Source organism: Bacillus cereus group sp. MYBK101-2 (assembly GCF_051918845.1).
Classification (GTDB): Bacteria; Bacillota; Bacilli; order Bacillales; family Bacillaceae_G; genus Bacillus_A; species Bacillus_A paranthracis.
Genome location: NZ_JBQAIE010000010.1, coordinates 66,685 through 91,484 on the forward strand (window position 1 = coordinate 66,685; position 24,800 = coordinate 91,484).

The window sequence follows — 24,800 nt, forward strand, 5'->3', positions numbered from 1 at the left end:
TCTTAATAAGATAATATCTCTGCAACTCTTGTATTGTGAAAATTGCATTACATTGTAAGGTAAGAGTACTAGTTACTATACTGTAATAGGTGATTTTTAGGTGATGTAGATATAATAAAAAAATATGTAAATGGAGACAATATATGAAATCAATTATTGGATTTTCAATTGGAAATAAGCTAGCCATTTGGATTGTAACGTGCTTTATTATTGTGTTTGGAATATATGTAGGGTTTTCTATGAAACTAGAGACCATCCCTAATATTAATGAGCCAGTTGTAAACATTACAACTGTATACCCTGGAGCATCACCAGAGGCGATACTGAGTGATGTAACAGAACCAATTGAAAAAAAGGTGTCTAACTTGGAAGGGGTTAAAAATATTACTTCTACTTCTTTTGAAGGTGCTTCTACAATCGAAATTCAGTACGATTTCAAGACTGATATGGAAAAAGCAGAAAATAAAATTAAGGAAATGGTATCTGGATTGCATTTTCCTGAAGGAGTTATGAATCCAGACGTAGCAAGAGCTAACTTTAATGATTTGCCTGTAATGGTGTTATCTTTAACTGATAATACTAAAAAAATAGAGGATTTAAGTGTTTTGGCTCAAAAGGAGATAATGCCTGCATTTGAAGAGGTGGAAGGTGTTTCTAAAGTTGAAATTATTGGGAAGAAAAACAAAGAAGTGGAGATTAAGTATAAACAAGATAAGCTAGATCAATATGCGTTGTCTGCAAAAGACGTAACAGCATATTTAAAAACTATTAAAACTGATATGAATTTAGGAATGCAAGTACTTGATGGTAAAGAAAAAATCATAAAGGTTAATGGCAATGAAGATAGTTTTGAAAAGATAAAGGAATTACCTATTCCTATAAATTTAAAAGTACAAAATAATAATCCTAATGGAAGAGAAACTTCGGTTGCTCTCAAAGAGGTTGCAGATGTAAATATTGTTCAAAAATCTCAATCTGTTTCTAGGGCTAACGGGATAGAAGGAATTGGTATCCAAATATTACAAAGTAGTAATGGTAATACGGTAAATGTAGTGGATGGTATCAAAGATAAAATGAAAAAATTACAACAGAAGCATAACTCGTTAGAGTTTGTATCCATTTTAGATAGTGGCGAGCCAATTAAGGAATCTGTTGGAGTGATGATAAATAAAACATTGATGGGTGCTGCTTTCGCGGTACTAATTATTTTACTGTTCTTAAGAGATATAAAATCTACAATTATTGCTGTTATTTCTATACCGGTCTCACTTGTCATTTCTTTAATAATGTTAAAACAGTTAAATATGACATTAAATCTAATGACATTAGGCGCCATGACGGTGGCAATTGGAAGGGTTATAGACGATTCTATTGTAGTTATAGAGAATATCTACCGACGCATGACATTAACTGAGGAAAAATTAAGTGGAGTTAATTTAATAAAGGCAGCAACTTCTGAGATGTTTTCATCAATTATGTCATCTACTATTGTAACTATTGCAGTATTCTTGCCATTAGGTTTAATTGATGGACCTGTTGGAGAGTTATTTATGCCATTTGGGGTTACAATTGTATTTGCTTTGCTAGCTTCTCTAGTTGTTTCAATTACTGTTGTTCCAATGATGGCGCATTTAATGCTTAAGAGGAAAGTGGAAGTTACTAAGAAAACATCTTCGAGTCGAGTAACTAACAGCTATCATGCGATATTAAATTGGAGTTTAAATCATAAATTAATTACTTTTTGTTTGGCCAGCGCACTATTTATAGGAAGTATATTCTTAATACCGTCTATTGGAGTCAGTTTCATCGGTTCTAGTGGGAATAAAATGATATTAGCAACTTATAATCCGGTACCTGGTGCTACAGACAATACAATTAAGAATGATGTTAAAAATGCAGAAGAATATCTACTCAAACGGGATCACATAAAGATGATACAGTCATCTTATGGAGAGGGTAATCCGCTACATCCAGCTAACAAGAAACAAGTTTTGTTTTTTATTACCTATAAAGATGGTTTGAAAGATTTAACTAAAGAGAAAGATATTATTTTTAATGATCTACAAAAGTTGGGAATGGGTGAATGGGGATTCAATAGTTCAGGAAATAGTAATGGGAATGTAGATGTTTTTGTTTATGGAAAAACAATTGAGGAAATTAGACCAGTTGCAGATTCGGTGAAAAAAAGCTTGGAGAATAATCAGGAGGTTACAAACGTTAAGCTAGATTTATCAGATTCTTTAAGACAGGTGAATTTTATATTAAATACAGAAAAAATGGTTTCGTTAGGAATTCAGCCAATACAAATATATAATAAACTGGGTTCAGCTAAGGAAGAGCAGATTGGTGAATTAAAAGTTGATGGACAAAAAATACCAATTAGGACTGTGGAAAGAGATAGTATAGTACAACAGTCCGAACTTAGTAAACAGCAAGTTACTACAATTTCAAATCAAAAGGTGGAGTTAGGAGAAATCTTGAGTGAAGCGGAGGCGGATACCCCGGCGTTCATTACTAAGCGAAATGGAGATGTATATACAAAAATATCAGCTGAAATAACTGATAAAGATGTTGGAAAAGTTACAGAGAATATTCAAAAGAAAATCGATGAATTATCAGTACCGTCAGGAGTACAAGTTAATGTTGGTGGGGTGACAGAACAAATTGATGAGTCTTTTGCACAGATAGGAATTGCAATAGGTATTGCAATTGTAATTGTATACTTTGTTTTAGTGGTTACTTTTGGAGGCGGATTAGCTCCATTAGCAATACTATTCTCTTTGCCATATGCTTTAATTGGAAGTTTATTGGGTTTATTAATTACAAATGAATCAATTAGTGTCTCTGTAATGATCGGTGCATTAATGTTAATAGGTATCGTTGTAACAAACGCTGTTGTTCTAATAGATAGAGCAATTAAAAATGAACAAAAAGGTATTCTGTTAAGAGAGTCAATTCTTGAAGCAGGAGTAACTAGGTTGAGACCTATTCTAATGACTGCTATTGCTACGGTAGGTGCATTATCGCCATTGTTATTTACGGAAAATTCTGATAGCAGCGGGCTTATTTCAAAGGGACTAGGAGTCACTGTAATTGGTGGACTGACATCTTCAACGTTACTAACATTAATTATTGTACCTATTGTATACGAAAGTTTAATGAAATTAAAATATAAATGGACAAAAAGTCGTAAGAAGAAACATGAATTTAAAATTGGTGCTTAGTGAAATATGCTAAGCCCCTCTTTTTTATAAGTGAGGGATAAATAAAAATTTTAATTACAAATTATTATTTCGTTTTTTTAAAATGAAAACAAGAAAAAAAGAGGGAGTAATATGGAAGCGATAGCTGAGGAGAAAGAATATTCATCAAATTTATTTAGAAATAAACCCTTTATGTTAATTATGATGGCAGCAGGATTTTCTAGTTTAGGTTCATCAATGTTTCTTTTTACACAGACATGGTATATAGTAAAGTTTTTAAATTTAGGAGAAGCTGTAGGATGGGTAATGATGGGGGCAAGTATTCCACAAATATTATTTTTATTTGTAGGAGGTGTGCTTGCGGATCACCGGAACAAGGGAAAGATTATGTTATGGTCAGATTTTATGAGAACGATTCTTGTAGCTTCAATTGTTTTATTATTCCTACTATTCGCAAAAGTTAACTTTATAATATTTATTGCCTACTCCTTTTTATTTGGAATATTGAACGCGTTTTTCTATCCTGCTAGGGATTCATTCATACCATTAATAGTCGGAGCATCTCAATTAGCAAGAGCAAATTCTATTATTTATACGACAAATCAGTTTACAGTAATCGTAGGACCTGTAATTGCTGGGATATTAATAGGGAAATACAATTATATGATAGCATTTATATTTGTTGCTAGTATGCTACTAATAAGTACGATTATGGTTACCTTTATTAAGGTTCAGCATGGTAAAAAGAAAAGTGTAGAGAGAATTAGGATTGGAACAGAAATCCAAAAGGGTATCCAATATTTACGCCAATCTAACATTTTGTTATCTCTTGTATTCATTTCTATTTTAGTTAATTTTCTTATAGTTGGTCCCTTATTTATAGGATTACCTATTTTTGTTGATACCGTATTAAATGGAGAGGCATTTGACTATAGTTTTTTAGAGGCGAGTTTATCATTAGGTTTATTTATTGGATCCATTATTATGGTATTACTCAATGTAAAAAAGCAAAGAGGAAAATTAATTCTTATACTTCTTATGTGTTTATCTATAAGTTTTATAATTTTTAGTACATCTATAGAATTTTTGTATAGTGTAATTATGTTGTTTCTTGTTGGATTGTTCACACAAATGATAATAATTCCAGTAATTAGTATTATTCAGGAGTATACAGAAAAACAGTATTTGGGAAGAATTATGAGTTTACTCACTTTAGCATCGATGGGGCTAACACCGCTTTCTTATGGGGTTACGTCAATGCTTCTTATGTATAACATTGGGATTTCAAATATTATATTTTGGAGTGGTATTTCTGTATTTGTTGTAGCGATTGTTTTTTATTCTTTACGTCAAGGAATACGTTATGTTGAATAAGTTATTCTAGAATATAAATTGTTAAGTAATAGTTAGAAATATGAAAGTAAGTATATAGTAAAAACATTTTTGATTGAATGAATTAAAAAAAGGAAATATAGGTTGACATACAGGAGGATAAGAAATGATCAAAAAAATTGAGCATATTGGAATAGCAGTAAATTCTTTGGAAAGGGCATTACCTTTTTATGTAGATGTTCTAAAGTTAAAATTATTAGGGATAGAGGAGATAGTGGTACAAAAAGTAAAAGTTGCCTTTTTAGCTATTGGTGACAGTAAATTAGAGTTATTGGAACCATTAAGTTCAGAAAGTTCAATCGCACGATTTATACAGAAAAATGGGGAGGGGATACACCATATAGCATTAGGAACAACCTCTCTTGAGGAAAGGATTCGGCATATGAAGGAATGTGGAATACAAATGATTAATGAAATCCCTCAAAGAGGGGCAAAAGGCACGTCAATTGCTTTTATTCATCCTAGTTCAAGCTATGGTACATTGTACGAGCTATGTGATAAGGGGGGAGAATATGATTGATATTTACGGTAAAATAACTGAATTATATGACAAAAAGAATAGTATTGAAATTGGAGGGGGTTATGAAAGAGTTGAAAGGCAATACCAAAAAGGTAAACTGACAGCGAGAGAACGTATAGAATTGCTATTAGATAAAGATACATTTGTAGAGTTACAACCGTTTATTGAACATAGGTGTACAGATTTTGGGTTAGATAAAAAAGTAGGTCCTGGTGACGGAGTTGTTACAGGATATGGAAAAGTAAATGGTCGTCCAATTTACCTATTTTCACAAGACTTTACTGTATTTGGTGGCGCGCTCGGAGAAATGCATGCGAAGAAAATTTCAAATATCATGGATTTGGCTGGGAAAAATGGTATTCCCATTGTTGGTTTAAATGATTCAGGTGGTGCACGTATTCAAGAAGGAGTGCTATCTCTAGATGGATATGGCCAAATTTTTCATAGAAATGTGAAATATTCAGGAGTTATCCCTCAAATATCAGTAATTTTAGGAGCTTGTGCAGGAGGCGCGGTATACTCTCCAGCTATTACAGATTTTGTTATTATGGTTGAAGAGAAGAGTCAGATGTTTATTACTGGACCAAAAGTAATTGAGGCAGTAACAGGAGAAAAAATTTCACCTGAGAATTTAGGTGGAGCGATGGTTCATAATCAAATCAGTGGAAATGCGCATTTTTCTGCAGTGGACGAGTATGAAGCATTGTATCTTGTTCGTACACTTCTTTCATATTTACCACAAAATTATCAAGAGAAATCACCTATAATTAAAGAAGAATCAGTGGAAGATTATCGTGAAGATTTAGCTGATATTATCCCTGATGATACACAAAGGCCTTATGATATACGTCATGTTATTGAACAAGTGGTTGATATTATGTCTTTTTTTGAAGTGCAAAAAAGTTTTGCGAAAAATATTGTAATAGGGTTTGCTCGTATAAAAGGAGAAGTAGTGGGTCTTGTTTGTAATCAGCCGAAGAAATTAGCTGGAAGTTTAGATATTGATTCGTCTGATAAAATAGCACGTTTTATTCGTTTTTGTGATTCTTTCCAGATTCCATTGATTACATTTGAAGATGTAACGGGTTTTTTTCCGGGTGTAAAGCAAGAACATAATGGTATTATTCGTCACGGTGCTAAAATTTTATACGCTTATTCTGAAGCAACAGTTCCGAAAATTACAGTGATTTTGAGAAAGGCTTATGGTGGAGCGTATGTTGCATTAAATAGCAAGGCTATCGGAGCGGATGTCGTATATGCATGGCCAAATGCAGAAATTGCAGTAATGGGATCACAAGGGGCAGTAAATATTATCTTTTCAAAGGATATTCAAAAGAGCGATAAACCTGATATGAAACGTAGAGAGCTGGGTAAGGAATATAGTGATAAATTTGCAAATCCATATATTGCTGCAAAGTATGGATTTGTTGATGATGTTATAGATCCAAGGGAAACACGTATAAAATTGATACAGGCACTTGATATGCTACGAACGAAGAAAGAGGAAAAAGTCATGAAAAAACATGGGAACATGCCACTGTAAGTTCTTATGCATTAAGTTGATTTTTTGCTATAACCCCCCCTTTTAAAATACTAAGTATTTTAAAAGGGGGGGTTAACAATTACAAAAAGTGTTTTAGTAGTGCAAATACTTTCTATATTTAATAAGAAGTATTTTTTGATGTCCCTTTTTTAGGAAAGAATGTATAAGATAGAGAGATTACTGCGTCTATAGCTAGTATAAGTGACCAAACCCTACTTAAATTATTAAAAGCGATGTTATTAGATGGGAAATGTGGCTGCTTTTCTTCAAACCAAGTTACTAGTGTATTCCATATACTATGAATATCGGTGAGCTGATCAGATAGTCCGAATATGGAAACTAGTACAACGTGAGCTACTATATAAATAAGTAAATGGATGGAAAAGTGTTTTCGTTCCATTTTTGCATGCTCTTTTCCGGATAGTTTTTTAACATTCGGAAGTTCAGGTATAGGATTTCCTTTCCATTTTGCAACCTTTTTTTGAATAAAAGCATCGAGTTTTCTAAAGTCAGTTTTTCCATAAGTGAGTGCATATACAATAATTATTACTATGATAAGTTGATAATTGGAAAATTTACCTGTGTTTAAATAATCAAAAAACCCCATAGTAGCAATCCATAAATCATTTACAATAAATAGTATGAAGAATGCGATACTTAATTTTTTAAATTCAAACCAATAACGTAGTAATAAGAAGCATATAATAGAAATCCAGAATATAGCCTCAGCCATAATGAGAAATGTCCATTTATTTTCTAGAATAAAATTCATTTTTGATCCTCCTTAATCTTTTTGAAACATATCTAGCCATTTTAAATCAGCCTCTAAATGAAGAAGTTTCCCTTCAATTAGGAATGACATCCCTTCACTTTCTTTAGTAGAATCAATATTGAGCCGTAATCTTTGAAGTTGTAATATTGTTTTGATAATAGATTCTTTTTGTTGTCTAATCATACTGGATAGTTGAGAGTAGTGTAATCTTTTTGCGCATAATAACTTAAAGTAAAATTCGTCTTTTAGGATCGACGTTTCTACAGGGAAGAGAAGCCAGTTGTGAAGTTCCTCTTCCCCGCTTTTAGTAATTTTATAAGTTTTTAAATCAGATTCACTTTCTTCGTATATCTCTTCTACAAATCCATCCCTAATTAGTCGATCTATTGTTGTATAGATTTGTCCAGTATTTAGTTCCCATTGTTTGTAAACCATCGTATCAAAAGAGACTTTCAAATCATAACGATGTCGAGGGGATTGAGATAACAATGTTAATATCGCATGTTTTACTGACATATTTATTCACCACTAATCTTCTTTTAGTGCTCTATCAAGTTTAGTATTCGCTGCCTTGTAAGCCGGTATAATAGCGGACAGACAGCTAACGAGAATACCGAAAATAATTGTAGTTACTAAGGTAGGAAGTGACATGGAAAATTCAATTAAAGGATCAGACGCAAGTGAAGTGTTTAAGTATATAGTAAGAATTCCTAGGATGCCCCCTATAATTACACCGTTTATTCCTATAATAAGGCCTTCGTATATAATCATTTTATACACTTGGGTAGTTGTAAAGGCAACTGCTCTCATAATAGCAATTTCTCGTGTGCGATCTATTACATTGATAATTAAAGCATTTAAAATTCCAATCCCAGAAACGATGATGGTAATAATAAGTAAACCGTTAAATAAAGATTTTACACCTGGTAGAGCCCGTTTTTGTTTTTCAATTTCTTCATGTAAAGTTCGAATTTCAGAGAGTTCATTCTGGAATGATTTTAGAATGTTCTGTTTTACGTAAGCCTCATTCTTATTATTGGTAGTTAGTATAAGTCCTTTATAAGCCTCTATCCCATGGAAGTGAGTATCAAAGTTTTCTTTCTCCATGAAAGCTGTATAACCACCGTATACTGAAGAGCTGACTTTCCCAACCACTTGTAGTTCCTTTGTAGTATTATTATCTTGCAAGATAGTAATAGTTTCTCCTATGGATCCTCCCCATTCTTTAAATGCATAATCACCTAACAAAATTCCATTTGTATTTTTAGCTAGCTTTTTTAATAGTTCTTTTTCTTTATGATTTGGATCATAAAATAAGGGGTTTTGTTTATACCAATTTAAATCTGTACTAATAACAGTGAAATTACGAGTCTCTTTTTTAGATTTCCAAATTACTTCTTTTTCTTTATAAGAGATAACCTGTTTTACACCTTCTATCCTTTGGATTTGTGGCAATATATTAGTAATAGGAGTTTCTGTTGAAAATTGTAGGTTGCCACCAAAAGAACGAGTTACGTCTTCACTTAAATTTTTTTCTAAGGAAGTGAAGATAGAAGAAACTAGTAGCCCTAAGCAGATAGCTAAAGCTAAAATAGCCGACATATTAGCTGATCGTTTTAATGTGAGTAAAGTATTGTTACTTGCCACTTTCCCTTCATAACCTAAAATTTTTATCTTACCCAATAAGTTTGTAATTAGCCTCATTAAAAAGGGAAACAGCAATATAATTCCTATAAACAAGAATAATATTGAACTAATATGATTAATGAAGATACCTAAGGTTGAAACAATTCCAGTGATAGCACGCAGCTTACTATTTTTTACTTGTACAGAAGGCACATTTTTCAAGGTAGCAATTATATTAACTTTACTCGCATATGTTACTGGAATAATAGAAGCTAGTATAGGTATAAGGATTCCCAGGAATAGTGTTGCGGGTAAAGCAAATTGATATTGGATTGTATATGCCATATTTTCTTGAAATGAATTGAATAATGTCCCCTGTAAGATAGTAGCCAAACCAAATCCGAGTGGAACCCCAAATATTAAGCTTATTCCGGCTAGCATAATTACTTCCATAAGGAAGAACTGCTTGATTTGAAAAGGAGTATAACCAATTGTTTTCATAATGGCAATTTCATTCTTTCTCTCTACGATGTTAACATACAAAGTATTATAAAGAATAAAGGAGCTAATAAACATTGCTAATCCACCGATTGCATAAAGCATAAAATATAAATCATCTAACTGATTAGTTTGTTTTTCATCTAGAATAACCTTTTGTACTGATATAAAAGGATCAGTAATGTTATCTTTTAAAGATGTTACAACTGATTGAGAATCTGAGGTGGATTGTAATTTTAGTCTTATTTCTTGTATTTCGTTAGGAAGTTGAAACCATGATTGAACAGTAGTTAATGAAGATAGTGCTCGCCAACTCTTATCACTTGCTTCCTTCCAATTATTTGGTCCTTCTAATAAAGGAGTGTTTTCAACAATAGCAGCAATTGTGACTAGCTTTTTCCCAGACGGAAGATTTAGTGTAATAGTATCTTGCACATTCACGCCCCAAATTTCAGCTGTTTTCATTGGAATAATGATTCCTTTATTATTTAAATTACCATGAATTACTTTAAGAGAAAGCAATTCATTTTGAAAAGAAGAAAGACCTGTAACACGAATTCTGGTTTGAGTAAAACTTCGATCTTCTTTTAGATTAAAGCTAGCTTGCTTGTGAAGTACAGCTGTTGCACTATGTACTCCTTTTTCTCGTTCTGCAATATTTAATATGTCTTTGGAAAATAGGTGCTTACTAGATGAAATAGTATAATCTGCGTTTCCTGTATAGAGTTGTAGACGTTTATTTGTTATTTCTTTAGCCGTTTCTACAGTACTAATTACTGCAAACATGGTAGAAATTCCAATGATAATTGCCATGATCGTGATAAGTGCTCTTAGTTTTTTACGTATTAAGCTTCGATAAGACACTCGCCATAACATCATCGGTATCGCCCTCCGTTTTTATATCTGATTCAATTATTCCGTCCCTTAGTAGAATAATACGATCTGCATAACTTGCAGCTAATATGTCGTGAGTAACCATAACGATTGTCAATCCTTCGTTACGATGTAGAGAGGATAATAATTGTAAGACTTCAGTACCAGTTTTCCGGTCTAAATTTCCTGTTGGTTCATCAGCTAAAATCAACTTAGGCTGCATTGACAGTGCTCTTGCAATTGATACACGTTGTTGTTGGCCACCGCTTAGCTGAGAAGGGAAATTATTCTCTTTTCCTTCCAGTTTTACGGCTTGAATAAGAAAGGAAATTCTTTCATTAATGGTATTTTTATTTAAATGAGCAGCCTGCATAGGGAAAGCGATGTTTTCTGTAACAGTCATGTTAGGTAATAATTGATAATTCTGAAATATGAACCCTACATTTTTTCTTCTAAATAATGTACGCTTTCTTTCGTTTAATTTATTTATGGTATTTCCATCGATAAAAATATCTCCTTCGTCAGGTGTATCAAGACCACCAAGTAAATTTAGTAATGTGCTTTTTCCAGAACCAGATGGCCCCATTATTGCTATAAATTCCCCTTTAGGAATCTCTAAATTGATATCACGTAGTACAGGAAAGATCGATTCTCCAAGAAGATAATTTTTATTTATATTCTGCCCTTTAATCATAAAGTACCTCCTATTCATTGTATATACTCAGTATATACTAAGTGTATACCGAGTATATACTAAGTAAATAGAAGATGTCAAAAAAAAATGAAAATTATTTTTATTTTTGGGGAGCTGAATATAAAGATGCAATAGTCGGGAGTTGAATAGGGTGAAAAAATATGTTGTTTTTTGTGCAAATACATGTGGAGTAATTATTTTTAACAATAAAGCTATTGAGTCTCCAATCTTCAATATGAAAATTATTCAAATTAATGTCTGGTGTTAAATAACCTGAAATTTTATTTGGGGCTTTTTGAAAACCGGTTCCTTTTGCTTTAACAATGGCTTCTTTTTGAGTCCAAAGATGATAAAATGCATGGACTTTTTCTGATTGGCTGAGTTTATGAAAATTTTTTAATTCTGTATTAGTCATAATATGGGGACTAAGTTCGTTAGGATTGAAATCAGAATTTATATTCTCAATATCAATACCGATAGTTTGATATTGAGAGAAAGAGAAAGCGGCAATATCTTGAGAGTGTGAGAGACTAAAATTTATATCTTGATAGTTTTGTAAAGAAGATACGTACGGCTTACCATATGAATTATATTCTAGTTTAATTTCTTGTGGGTCTATCTTAAGGTATATACCTAATAAAGTACGTAAAATACCACGACAAGCAATAAAAGTCTGTTTGGACTTTTGATTTATAAATTGGTTTGCTCGGATTTTTTCATCTTCTGAAAGGATACTATTTAACGTATAGGAAGATTTATCCAATTCCAATAACCAAATATGAGCATTAGTTTTGGATAAAACTGGAACATTTTTCAAGTAATCATTAAGTATAATCATTTTATCTCTCCTTTTAAGATTGTTTTCTTTTAACGTATTGAAAAAATATATAGGAGTCAATACAGTTATGGATTTCTTGCGCTTTATACGGATGTGTAGAATGTTGAGAAATATTACAATTTTGTTGAGTAAGTACATAAGAATAAAGGAGGATTTAATATTTGAAGGATTTACATTTGTTTGTAACACTACTTGTTGTACTAGTAATAATTATTGCAGTATCGCGGTTTATAGGATATTTATGTTTGCGTGTTGGTCAGCCACGTGTTTTAGGGGAGATGATAGCGGGAGTTTTATTAGGACCGACTTTGTTTGGAGCCCTTGTACCAGATTTACATGCAGTGCTATTCTCAGCTGACATTAAAATGGTATTGTATATGCTTAGTAATCTAGGTCTAGCTCTTTATATGTTTTTAGTTGGGACGGAGCTTAACTTTGGAGAATTTGACAAGCGTTTTTATAAAAATTCAGTTGCTTTAGCATCAGCTGGGTTTATTACTCCTTTTGTATCTGGTATTTTTCTGGCCCTATTATTACACAATCAATTTTCCAAGGAAAGTAACTGGCTACATTTTAGTTTGTTTCTCGCGATTGCTATTTCTATGACGGCATTTCCAATGTTAGCTAGAATTTTTCAAGAGAGAAAACTAATGAATTCAAAAATTGCTAACATTACCTTGTTAGCTGCTAGCATTATTGATGCACTTGGTTGGATTGCATTGGCTATTGTAACTGCTTTAGTGACGACTAATTCAGTTAGAGGTGGCTTGATTGCTGCAGGAGGGGCGCTAGTTTTTATGCTAGTATTGTTAACTGTTATTAAACCGTTAATGAATAAGTTTGGAAACCTTGTTGAAGAAAGAGGGAATTTATCACAAGGTCATTTAGGAGTTATCATTGCTCTTGTATTAAGTGCTGCGGCTGTAACGGACTACATCGGGGTATATTCAGTATTTGGTGGTTTTATGTTGGGGCTTGTTATGCCGAAAAATCCCAATTTCCAAAGAGAGCTTCGTTCTAAATTAGAGGATATAGTTGTAGTATTTCTAGTTCCTATTTTCTTTACTTATTCTGGAATTAATACAAGTTTTGCAACTTTAAATTACTCTCTTTTTGTCGCCTTTCTTGCTATCTTGTCAATTGCTGTTGCTAGTAAATATTTCGCTTGTCTTTTAGTAATGAAAAGAATGGGGTTTGGATGGAGAGAATCTTCTGCCATCGGTTCCCTTATGAATGCAAGAGGATTAATGGAATTGATTGTTTTAAATGTAGGACTTGCTTATGGAATAATTTCTCAGGAATTATTTTCTTTGCTGGTCTGGATGGCTATTATTACAACAGCCCTGGCGATGCCAGTATATAATCTTTCTTTTTCATTAAAGAAAAAAGTGAAAGTGAAAAATAAAGAATTGAGAGTTAGTTGATTTTTTACTTGTTTGTTGCTATTTAAAATTTATTTCAAAACATATAGGGGGATTTAGAAATGGAGAAATTTATTCATGATGTAATAATTATTGGTGGAGGACCTGGTGGTATACAATTAGCATTAACTTATAAAGAATTATGTAGGGAACAGGGAAAAGAGCCTAACATGGTAATTCTTGAGGCTTCTCATGAGGTGGGACATTCATTTAGTAAATTCCCGGTCCATGGTAATTTAATTAGTAATAATAAATTATATTCAGGAAAGCCTTACAAGAGTCGGTATGCAGAGAGATTTGATTGGAATAGCTTAGTTACAAAAGATAAAGATATTCTAATGCGTAATTATAGTAAGGATTTTTATCCACGTCGAGAAAGTGTTGTTCAAATGTTAGGTGATCTAGTATGTAAGTATGAGTTACCAGTTCAATATAGTACGAAATGGATAGGGACAAAAAAGAACGAAGACGATTTATTTGAAGTGGAAACAACAAAAGGAGTGTTTTTAGGACGGATAGTGGTTGTAGCGACAGGACTAAAACCAAGTAAGCCCAAGATTAAAGGTATTGAAATGGTCACGATGTATGAAGACATGAAACCGAAAGAATATTACCGAGATAAAAGAGTAATGATCATTGGAAAAGGGAATAGTGGGAGTGAAAGTGCGTTAGACATCTTAAATGAAGCAAATGTTATTATGTTAGCCAGTCCTACGCCAGCTAAATTAGCTTATCAAACACATTATGTTGGCAATCTACGGGCTGTTAACTCTATTATTGCAGAGAATTATCAATTAAAACATCAGGCGGCTCTTCTTGATTGTAAAATTGAGAATATTGAGAAAGTTGAGAGCGGGTTTGAAGTTACTGTAGCATACGTACATGCCAAAGGAGAGGTTGAGACGCTGTTTTTTAATGAAATTATTGCTGCAACTGGTTTTGAAGCAAATGTGGAGTTGCTTATTCACGATTTTGATATTAATATCATTCACAATAAATTTCCTTCTATTACAGGAGTGTTTGAATCTACTGAAGTTAAAAATTTATACTTTGCGGGGGCGCAAACACATGGTTTAGATTATAAAAGTACATCTACAAGTGGCTTTATTCATGGCTTCCGTTATAATTCAAAGATTCTTGCTCACCACATAGCTGAAAAGTTAGGAATGGTGGAGAGAGAAGCTAATTCTGTGGAAGGCTGTGTAGTGGATTTGATTTTGGATGAATTAAATAATTCAGGGGAGCTTTGGCTTCAACCAGCTTTAGTGGGTCTTTTATTAAGAAAAAAGAATGATGAGTGGAATAATCTGGGGCATCGTACATCATATGAATTCAAAGAGATGAAAGTGAAAGAAGGGGAGTCACTTGTGTTTGTAACCCTTGAATATGGTGATATTCATGAATTTCATGATGTTTTGAATATACCGCGTGTTCCAGGAGATGCTGCCGAAAGTGTTCATATTCACCCTGTTATTCATGTGAAGATAGAAGAGGATATTAAAGAAAATCATTTAGAAGAACATTTAGAATCTCGTTTTGATAAAGACAAATATGCTCCTTTTCTTGAAGGAATTATTAATCAAATAGAAGGAGCAAGTGCAATAAGTAAGTAGAATTGAACGAGTTGTATTTTTGATAAGTAGAAGGTATAAAAATGTTAAATTAATTTATATTAATTATTTATTATTGGTTTGTTTTTTCTGGAAAATTAGAATTGTATGTCGGAATAACCTTTTATGGTTATAGTCTATTCTTTTTTTAGTATAAGAAGTCGAGGTAAATATGAACATAATTAAGGTAGTCCTCTTTGTGTGAGGGCTGCCTTATATGCTTCTGAAATTTTACTATGGCGCCAAGATTTATAGGGGAATGTTTAATTTATGTTAGAGTCTGCTATTTATAGTTTTTTATTTTTTAAGGTTGCGGAAAATACGGATGTAGTTATATCTATAAATTTGTAGAATAATAGTAAATTTGAAAGTAAAAGGAGATTGCTGTGAAAAGACGTGTAGTGGTAACTGGTATGGGAGTTGTTACACCTATTGGGAATGATGTGAAATCTTTTTGGGATAATTTGCTGCAGGGTGTAAGTGGAGTAGGTTATATAAGTTCTTTTGATACAGAAGGTTATATAACTAAAATAGGTGCTGAGGTGAAAGGATTTGATCCTAACATTTATTTTAACTCTAAGGAAATCAATCGTATGGATAAATTTACACAATATGGAATAGTGGCCGCAAGGCAGGCGATTGAGGAAGCTAAATTAAATATAGATAAAATTGATCCATACCGAATTGGAACTATGGTAGGTTCAGGAGCAGGTGGCATGAATATGCTCCTGAATAATCACAAGAAACTTTTGGAAAAAGGACCTAGAGCTATAAGTGCTTATGTAGCCTCTGGAATTTTAATTAACAGTTTATCGAATGAAATTGCTATTCGTATAGGCGCAAAGGCAAAGAGTGGAGCATTTGTAACTGCTTGTGCAACTGCAGCTAATTGTATTGGTGAAGGAATGCGTGCTATACAGCATGACGAGGCAGATATCATGATTGTTGGGGGAGTAGAAGGGGATTTTACTCAGATTGATGTAGCTTCTTTTTCTAAAATAAGGGTGCTTTCTACTAGGAACAATTCTCCTCAAGAAGCAAGCCGACCTTTTGATAAAAATAGAGATGGTTTTGTAATTGGTACAGGTGGTGGGGTTTTAGTTCTAGAATCAGAAGAATTTGCAAGGGAAAGAGGGGCAAATATACTAGCTGAATTATCTGGATATGGAGCGACAACGGACGCCTATCATATCACTACACCAGATGGTAAAGGCATGTTCATGGCAATGAAATTGGCTTTAAAAGAAGCTGGTTTGATGCCAAATGATTTAGACTATATCAATGCTCATGGAACAAGTACTAGACTTAATGATTATTGTGAAACAATGGCAATAAAAAAAATGATGGGGGAAAAGGCTAAATCAATTCCAGTTAGTTCTATCAAATCTATGACTGGTCATCTGCTTGGAGGTGCTGGAGCAGTAGAGCTAATTGCAAGTATTTTAGCTTTAAAAGAGCATGTTGTTCCTCCCACGATTAATTATAAGGAACAGGATGAGGGAATGGATTTGAACTATGTACCTAATGTGGCACAAGTACAAAAGGTTAGTGCGGTAATGAGCAATTCATTTGGATTTGGTGGACATAACACTTGCCTTGTTGCAAAAAAATATAATAAATAAACTAAAGGAGGGAAATGGGTAAAATGAAGAAGGGGTATAGAGAGGATAACCTGGAAAGATTTTTAAATATGGATTTATGTATCCATGAGTTAATAGAAAAACAGGTTGAATTAACAGCTGACAAAATAGCAGTTATGTTTGAAGGGAAAAAGCTTTCTTATAAACAACTAAATGAAAGAGCAAATCAATTAGCGAACCTTTTAATTCGAAAAGGTTTAGAAATAGAAGACCCGGTTGGGGTTTGCATGGAACGTTCTATAGACTTAGTAGTTACATTATTAGGAATTTTAAAGGCTGGTGGTGCGTATGTACCTTTGGATCCATCGTACCCGAAGCAAAGATTGGATTATATGCTTGGTAATTCTAGTCCAGCATTTATTATCTCGACAAAAGATAAAAATGGATTGTTTATATCATCTCTCGATCAAGAAAAATGTATTTATTTGGATGCATGTAAAGAATTAGAAGTTGAAGCTAAAGTTAATCCTAATGTACCAGTTAAATCAGAAAATCTAATGTATATTATTTATACATCTGGTTCGACTGGTAAGCCTAAAGGTGTAATGAATACACATGCAGCTCTAAATAATCGTCTTCAATGGATGCAGCAAGAATTTAATTTAGGAGAAATGGATCGTGTTTTACAAAAAACTCCATATAGTTTTGATGTTTCGGTATGGGAATTCTTTTGGCCGTTGCTTTCTGGGGCAACCCTAGTAATGGCAAAGCCAGATAAGCATAAAGATCCAAAATACCTTTTGAAAGTAATTGAGGAATATCAAATTACAACGGTTCATTTTGTACCCTCTATGTTACAAATCTTTTTAGATGCTTGTTCAAAACAAGAAAAAACATCTTTAAAGAGGGTAATCTGTAGTGGAGAAGCGCTACCTAAGTCAATGGAAAAAATGTTCTTTGGAAAAATGGAAAAAGTAGAGCTTTATAATCTATATGGACCAACTGAAGCAGCTATTGATGTTTCTTATTGGAAATGCAATGGACAAGAAGTTGCGAATGTAGTACCAATTGGAAACCCCATTAGTAATATACAACTTTATATACTAGATGAAAATCAGAAACCCATTGAAGAAGCAGGGGTTAATGGTGAGCTATATATTGGTGGAATAGGTGTTGCGAGAGGATACTATAAAAATCCTAAATTGACAGAGGAAAAATTTGTTGGAAATCCATTTAAAGATGGAGAAAGGTTATATAGAACAGGTGATATTTGTAGATTTCGTCGAGATGGTGTAATCGAGTATGTAGGAAGAAGTGATTTCCAAGTTAAAATTCGTGGTATAAGAGTTGAATTGGGAGAAATTGAATCCGTTATTGAAAGTTTCCCTCATATTAAACAGTGTATTGTATCTGCATTTTATGAAAAGGATCATACATATTTAACAGCCTATATAACACTAGTTAAAGGGGAGAATTGGGATGAAGAGGCGACGAGAATAGAGATTGGGAATTTACTTCCTGAATATATGGTTCCTTCATTTTTTGTGAAACTAGAAACCCTACCCTTATCTTTAAATGGAAAAATAAATAGAAGTCAGCTACCGAATCCAAAAATTCTAAGAGTTATTGAAGAAAGTGAAAAGCCTGTAACTGATACAGAAAAATATATAGCTAATTTGTGGATGGAATTTCTTAACTTAGAGCAGGTAGGTCTTAATGAAGCATTTATTAATATAGGAGGGAATTCTTTATTTGCTGCAAGATTTGTGGCGCGGGTAAAGGAAGAATTAAATGTTTCTATAAATTTACAACATGTATTTGAATATCAAACAGTTCGTAAGATTAGTGAATTTATTGAAGGGGGAAAATTCGATTCAGAGCATATAGAATTAGTTGCGAATACTTCATCTAATATTCAGATGGACCTGTCATATTCACAAAAAAGATTGTGGTTTATTAATGAGCTAGAAGGTTTAAGTTCTTTATATAGTTTACCTAATTATATGGAGATTGAGGGAGATTTACATGTTTCAAGTTTGGAAAAAAGTTTAAATCAGATAATAGAGCATCAATCGATTTTAAGGAGTAACTTTTTTTCAAGGGAAGGTGTACCATATCAGAAAATTAACCCTCATAAGGAGCTTATTTTGGATATTAGTGACTTTTCTCTATATGGAGAAGAGAACGGAAAGAAAGAAGCAATGAAAGAAATGCAAGAGGATGCTAGTATCCCTTTTAATCTTGAGACAGAGGCATTATATCGTTTCAAATTATTTAAAATTAATGAAAATCGTTATATTTTATATTTCAATATGCATCATATTATCTCAGATGGATGGTCGCATAACTTGTTAAGGGATAAAATATTGGAAAATTACAAAAAAATATGTAAATCGAAAGCTATTAGGGAAGAAGAGGGAATTCAATATATTGATTATGTAAAATGGCAGAATAGATCGGAAAATAGTGGGTTATACAAAAAACAGTTGGCCTATTGGAAGGAGAAGTTATCCGCTGAGGTACCTATTGTTCAGTTAACTGCAGATCAGAAGAAAGTCCCATTTGATAATCATAAAGGGAATATAAAGGTGTTTAAACTATCAAATCAATTAATAGGTCAATTGGATAGATTTTGTAAGAGGCAGGGCAGTACATTATTCATGGCCATGCTTTCTATATATAAAATTTTCTTATATCGTCTTTCATCTGAGAATGAATTGGCTGTAGGAACACCTGTCGCTGGTCGTAATCATTCGAAATTAGAGGAGTTAATAGGCTTCTTTGTTAATACATTAGTTATTCGCGATACAATTGAAGAAGGTATGTCATTTGAAGATGTATTAAAAGGTGTTAGAAAATCATCAATCGAAGCATTTTCTAATAGTAATGTGCCGTTTGAAAAGGTTGTAGAAGAGATTCAGCCTCAACGGTCTATAAATCAAATGCCATTATTTCAATATATGTTTGCTTTTCAGGAATTTCCTGTATCATCAGTGGACATTCATAATTTAGATATTAGTAATCCAGTACCTATTCATAATGGAACAGCTAAATTTGATTTAACTTTATTTATTGAGAGGGACAGTGATGGTTATTACGGGAAATGGGAATATAGAACTGCTGTCTTCAGTGAGGAAGCAATCGAATGTTTTACAAATGTCTTTTTAAATATACTATCTGCCGTAGTCAATAATTTTAATCTACCTGTAGAGGAGCTTGCGTTACTTACTAAACAGGAAGAAGAATTTTTAATAAAAGGGTTAAATCCAGATCAGAACAATTTTCCAGATGTTTGTTTGCATGAACTTTTTGAGCAACAAGTAAGTCGTACACCTGAATATATTGCAGTAAAGTATGAAGGGCAACAACTAACATATAGGGAGTTAGATGAAAAATCTAATAAATTGGCACATTTTCTTATCGATAAAGGGATTGCTCCAGATAAACCAGTTGGGTTAAGAATTGATCGATCTTTAGAACTCGTTGTAGCAATATTAGGAATTCTAAAAGCGGGTGGAGCATATCTTCCAATTGATACGGAACTTCCGGAAAACCGTGTGTATTCTATACTCAATGATGCTTCTACATCATTATGTTTGACGCAGAATTCAGAAGTTACTTTACAACGCAAGGATATCGAATACGTAGAATTTTCTTTAGAAGAAGAGAAATTTAACTGTTATCCGGGTGATAAGCCACCAGTTGCGTTAAAGACAGATAACCTTGTATCAGTTTACTATACATCGGGGTCTACAGGGAAGCCAAAAGGAGTTAGTAGTACACATAAGGGTTGGGTAAATAGAATGAATTGGATGCAAAATAAGCATCGTTTAAATGAGAAAGAGGTCGTTTTACAAAAGACTACTTTGACATTTGACGATGCTGCAGTAGAATTCTTTTGGCCGTTGATGGTCGGTGGAACTATTGCACTCATTCCTAAGGGTGCTCATAAAGACCCTAATAGCATAATAAACTATGCGATTCATTATAAGACTTCAGTATTACAATTTGTTCCGAGTATGTTGGAAATGGTTTTGGAGTTGATTAAACCAGAACAAAAAAAATTGTTATCTAATTTAAGAGTAGTTGTTTCAAGCGGTGAGGCTTTAAAGACGGAGCTTGTTAATACTTTCTATGAAAAAATGCCAGGGAGTCTATTTAATTCATGGGGCGCAACAGAGGTATCTATTGATTCTACTTGTTTTGATTGTCAGCCAGTTTATGATCAATTGCCAGAGGTTGTATCAGTAGGTCAACCAATTGATAATAATCGTGTTTATGTACTTGACTGCTATTTGAGACCTGTTCCTTGTGGAACTATTGGTGATTTATACATTGCAGGCATAGGTTTAGCAAGAGGATATTTGAATAATCCCGAAAGAACAGCGGAGGCCTTTATTTCAGATCCTTTTTATCCAGGAGAGTCTATGTATCGAACAGGAGATAGAGGATATTTGCAACCTGATGGAAATATTATGTTCGTTGGTCGAGAGGATAATCAAATCAAATTAAGAGGGATGCGGGTTGAACTTGGTGAAATTGAAAATAACTTGAGAATGTTGAAGGGGATAAAGGAAGCAGTAGTAAGGAAGACGGATGATGATATTGAACATTTAGTTGCATATTACACAAGTGAACAGGGGAATCAGGATTCCTGGATTATAAAGCGAGAGTTACAACAAGTTCTACCGGATTATATGGTGCCAAGCTACTATATAGAGATGGAAAATTTTCCACTTAATGCAAATGGAAAAATTGAACGAAATAAACTCCCAGATCCTTTACAAGAACATTTAATAATCAACTCTCAATATGTAATGCCAAGAACTCACGTTGAGAAAAAATTGGTGTCAATTTGGAATAGAAGATTAGGAGTAGAACGTATTGGTATTCAGGACAACTTCTTTGAACTTGGAGGGCATTCGCTACTTGCTGTACAAATTACAGCGGACATTAATAAAGAGTTTCAAACTAATATGCAGGTTAAGTTATTATTTGAGAATCCTACAATAGAAGGAATCAGTAATAATATTCAAGAGGGAAAAGGGGAAGTTGCGATTGAAAAATTTATTGATAAGATTGATCGAAATAAAAACATTCCTTTGTCAGACGCTCAAAAGCGAATATGGTTTTTAAATCAATTAAATGATGATACTAAATACAATATGCCTCTTGTATTAAATTTTAGTGGGTTAATAGATGAGAAAAGGTTAAATAATTGTATTAATCAACTTATATCTAGACATGAATCTTTGAGAACTATATTTATTGAAGAAGAGGGTATTCCTTATCAAAAAGTATTATCTAAAGGTAACATTCCCTTGCAAATAAAACATTTTAAAGGAAATAATTCACAAGGGATTATTCAAGAAGAACTGCAAAAACCTTTTAATTTATCACACGGGCCTCTAGTGAGGGGTGTATTAGTGAGAGGTGTTACAGAGGATACATTAATTTTAGTATTTCACCATATCATTTGTGATGGATGGTCACTAACAGTTTTAAAAGAAGAACTTCTTCAGCTGTATATGGGTAAATTAGATTTGTTAATGGAAGCGCCTATTCAATATCCCGATTATGCTGTGTGGCAAAGACAGCAGAGTCAAGAATTGAATTATAAAAAGCAGGTTTTATACTGGAAGGAAAAATTTAGGGGTCCAATTCCTTTGCTGCAATTACCAAAAGATAGAAAAGTAAATAATTATAAGCAGGGTAATTATACAATTCATAAAGTGCTTGACAAAAAAACTTCAAAGAGAATTAGGTCATTTAGTAAAGAACAAAAGGTAACATCATTTATGTGCTTTTTGACTGTATTTAATATGTTATTGAGTAAGGTATCGGGGCAAAAGGAAGTAATTGTAGGAACTCCAGTTATAAATCGGAAATTAGAAGAACTCTCAAATTCAGTTGGTCTTTATTTAAATACGTTACCACTGAAAACGGATATTAAGGATGAGGTAACATACTTGGAATTATTACAGCAAACAAAGAAGAATGTTATGGAAGCCTTTGAGAATCAAGATGTTTCATTTGAGAGAATTGTTGAGGAAATTCAACCAGATCGGAACTTAAATAGAAATCCATTATTTGATGTTTTAATAAATTATAGAAATTTTGAAGAAGAGAAAATATATAAATTAGGGGATTTGAAGGCGAAAGAAGTTCTTGTGGATTCCATTGAATCAAAATTCTTTATGACACTTTATATTGAAGAGACTTTAGAAGATTTTAATATCAGTTTAGCGTTCCAAAATGATAGATTCTCCAATGAGAGAATGGAGGAGTTACTGAATCAGTATATTTATCTTCTTGAACAGACATTACAAATTTCGGTAAGTCCATTGAGTGAGTTTTCCTTGATTACTCACCATGCTACAAAAGTGTTGCCAGATCCAACAGAGAAACTGAAGGAAGAAAAGTTTGAGAATGTTACTGATAGTATTGAGGAATGGGCTTTAAAGATGCCATATCATATAGCTGTTGAAGAGGGGGATAGTCAATATACATACGGCCACTTACAACATAGAACTTTCCAAATTACAAAAACACTTGTAAGTAAGGGTGTAGAGGCTGGAACAGTGGTAGCTGTATATGGAAAAAGAAGTTTTGAAATGATTACCTCTATTTTAGGAGTTCTTCGGGCAAATGCTATTTTTCTTAACATTGATCATCAGGTACCCGAGCGGAGAATGAAGCAAATGTTAGAGTTAGCAAAAGTGAAATGCATTTTAGCAACTGAATCAATGTCGATGGAACATGAGGAAATTGTTAAGAAGCTTGGAATATTGGTACTTAGAACGGATAGAATACCTTTCTCTATAAAAGAACAGAAAATGAATATTCCTTCTGAAATTTCAAGTGAAGAAGCATATATTTTCTTTACATCAGGGACGACCGGTGAACCAAAGGGAATATTAGGTACGCATAATGGTTTAGCGCAATTTTTAGAATGGCAAAGAAAACAATTTCAAATAACTTCGAAGGATCGTGCCGCTCAATTAACACATGTAGCTTTTGATGTATATTTAAGAGATATATTTTTGCCTTTAACAAGTGGAGCAACTCTTGTTATCCCGATAGAGGATGAGGCGAATATTCTTGGATGGTTACAAAGAAAAAATATAACAGTACTGCATGCAGTTCCGTCTCTTTCAAGAATTTGGTTAGATCATTCAACCAAAGAGGAATATCTAAAAGATTTGCGTCATATTTTCTTTGCTGGAGAGCGATTGCAAAAGAATTTAGTACAGGATTGGCAGCAGGTAACGGGTGCACAAATCAGTAATTTTTATGGGCAAACGGAGACAACTCTTGCAAAATGCTTTTTTGAGATTACACAAGAATTAGCATTTGATGTAATTCCGATTGGACGTCCAATTGAGCAAGCGCAGCTGTTGATTTTAAATGAAAAAGGGAAACTTTGTGGGATTGGAGAACCAGGTGAAATTGTCGTTCGGACACCGTATTGTACGAAAGGGTATATTAATAAAAAAATGGAGGCATTTTTTGAAAATCCTTTTACGAAACTGTCAGGTGACAAATTGTATCGCACAGGTGATATGGGAAGATTTTGTTTGGATGGTGGAATTGAAATTATTGGACGCAATGATGGACAAATTAAAATAAGAGGTGTCCGTATTAATAAAGATGAAATAATGGCTGTAATCCTTAAACAAAAAAATATAAAACAATGTATTGTGTTAGATGTTCAAGAGTCTCAGGAAACAAGGCTCCATGCGTATATAGTATTTAAGGATAAAGATAAAGCCGATTTTAATTTATTGCGTAGAGAGTTAATGAGAGAGCTACCATTAGCTATGATTCCTAGCCATTTTATCAAAATTGATAAAGTTCCTGTTACTAAAAATGGGAAAATAGATCGGTCGCAATTGATAAAATGTGTAGTTGAGAGAGATACGGTGCTTAATGAAAGAACTCCACATCCTCTAGAGAAAGAGCTTTTGGCTATTTGGTCAGAATTATTGATTAATAAAAATATTAAGTATATAGACAATTTCTTCGAATTAGGAGGACACTCTTTGTTAATTGTAAAAATGATTTCTAGTATTCGTGAGCGTTTAAATTATGATATTAGTTTAAGAACAGTTTTTGAAAATCCAACCATTCAAGAGCTAGCGACTTATTTGCTTAATAGCGAAAAGAAAAAAAACATAGCAATTATGAGGGTTGAGAGGGTTAAACATAGGATTAAAGAATAATGAAGGAA

General features: G+C 33.1%; 12 protein-coding genes and 1 pseudogene. 8 read left to right on the forward strand and 5 right to left on the reverse strand.

Annotated features, from left to right (window positions below; translation table 11 throughout):
• Positions 1-164: 164 nt before the first annotated feature.
• From ACTFSI_RS18870 to ACTFSI_RS18885, 4 genes and pseudogenes are all read left to right on the forward strand, one after another.
• Positions 165-3,224 (forward strand): annotated as a pseudogene (locus ACTFSI_RS18870) (efflux RND transporter permease subunit); the annotation flags it as partial.
• A 111-nt stretch (positions 3,225-3,335) separates the two neighbouring features.
• Positions 3,336-4,577 carry an MFS transporter gene (locus ACTFSI_RS18875; protein WP_000387266.1) on the forward strand — a complete coding sequence of 414 codons (1,242 nt, stop codon included), beginning with the start codon at positions 3,336-3,338 and terminating at the stop codon, positions 4,575-4,577.
• A gap of 124 nt (positions 4,578-4,701) precedes the next feature.
• On the forward strand, positions 4,702-5,115 hold the full coding sequence (gene mce, locus ACTFSI_RS18880) for a methylmalonyl-CoA epimerase (protein ID WP_000591735.1): 414 nt from the start codon (positions 4,702-4,704) through the stop codon (positions 5,113-5,115).
• Positions 5,108-6,658 carry an acyl-CoA carboxylase subunit beta gene (locus tag ACTFSI_RS18885; protein ID WP_000565608.1) on the forward strand — a complete coding sequence of 517 codons (1,551 nt, stop codon included), beginning with the start codon at positions 5,108-5,110 and terminating at the stop codon, positions 6,656-6,658. The genes mce and ACTFSI_RS18885 overlap by 8 nt, the downstream gene beginning before the upstream one ends.
• Positions 6,659-6,776: 118 nt before the next feature.
• On the opposite strand, the gene ACTFSI_RS18890 is transcribed toward ACTFSI_RS18885, so the two are convergent.
• The 5 genes from ACTFSI_RS18890 to ACTFSI_RS18910 all read right to left on the reverse strand — a co-directional run bounded on the left by ACTFSI_RS18890 (position 6,777) and on the right by ACTFSI_RS18910 (position 11,959).
• Positions 6,777-7,430, reverse strand: a complete 654-nt coding sequence (locus tag ACTFSI_RS18890) for a hypothetical protein (RefSeq protein ID WP_001009362.1) — start codon at positions 7,428-7,430, stop codon at positions 6,777-6,779.
• Positions 7,431-7,442: 12 nt separating this feature from the next.
• Positions 7,443-7,946, reverse strand: a complete 504-nt coding sequence (locus ACTFSI_RS18895) for a PadR family transcriptional regulator (protein ID WP_000111620.1) — start codon at positions 7,944-7,946, stop codon at positions 7,443-7,445.
• A gap of 12 nt (positions 7,947-7,958) precedes the next feature.
• Positions 7,959-10,433, reverse strand: a complete 2,475-nt coding sequence (locus ACTFSI_RS18900) for an ABC transporter permease (protein WP_000979727.1) — start codon at positions 10,431-10,433, stop codon at positions 7,959-7,961.
• Complete coding sequence (locus ACTFSI_RS18905) at positions 10,393-11,121, reverse strand: ABC transporter ATP-binding protein (protein WP_000589738.1); 729 nt, start codon at positions 11,119-11,121, stop codon at positions 10,393-10,395. Before ACTFSI_RS18905 ends, ACTFSI_RS18900 begins: the two co-directional genes overlap by 41 nt.
• 100 nt (positions 11,122-11,221) lie before the next feature.
• Entirely contained in the window at positions 11,222-11,959 is a 738-nt protein-coding gene (locus ACTFSI_RS18910; protein ID WP_000584784.1) for a 4'-phosphopantetheinyl transferase family protein, read from the reverse strand.
• A 161-nt stretch (positions 11,960-12,120) separates the two neighbouring features.
• Here ACTFSI_RS18910 and ACTFSI_RS18915 point away from each other — a divergent pair, with 161 nt between their 5' ends.
• The 4 genes from ACTFSI_RS18915 to ACTFSI_RS18930 all read left to right on the forward strand — a co-directional run bounded on the left by ACTFSI_RS18915 (position 12,121) and on the right by ACTFSI_RS18930 (position 24,792).
• A complete protein-coding gene (locus ACTFSI_RS18915; protein ID WP_014481794.1) occupies positions 12,121-13,383 on the forward strand; it encodes a cation:proton antiporter domain-containing protein in 1,263 nt (420 codons plus the stop codon).
• 59 nt (positions 13,384-13,442) lie between these two features.
• Positions 13,443-14,993 (forward strand): NAD(P)-binding domain-containing protein, encoded by a 1,551-nt coding sequence (locus ACTFSI_RS18920; protein WP_000410416.1) that lies wholly within the window; start codon positions 13,443-13,445, stop codon positions 14,991-14,993.
• A gap of 383 nt (positions 14,994-15,376) precedes the next feature.
• Complete coding sequence (fabF, locus tag ACTFSI_RS18925; protein WP_000830327.1) at positions 15,377-16,612, forward strand: beta-ketoacyl-ACP synthase II; 1,236 nt, start codon at positions 15,377-15,379, stop codon at positions 16,610-16,612.
• 14 nt (positions 16,613-16,626) lie between these two features.
• Positions 16,627-24,792, forward strand: coding sequence for a non-ribosomal peptide synthetase (locus ACTFSI_RS18930; RefSeq protein WP_014481793.1), 8,166 nt, complete (start codon positions 16,627-16,629; stop codon positions 24,790-24,792).
• The last annotated feature ends 8 nt before the right edge of the window (positions 24,793-24,800 follow it).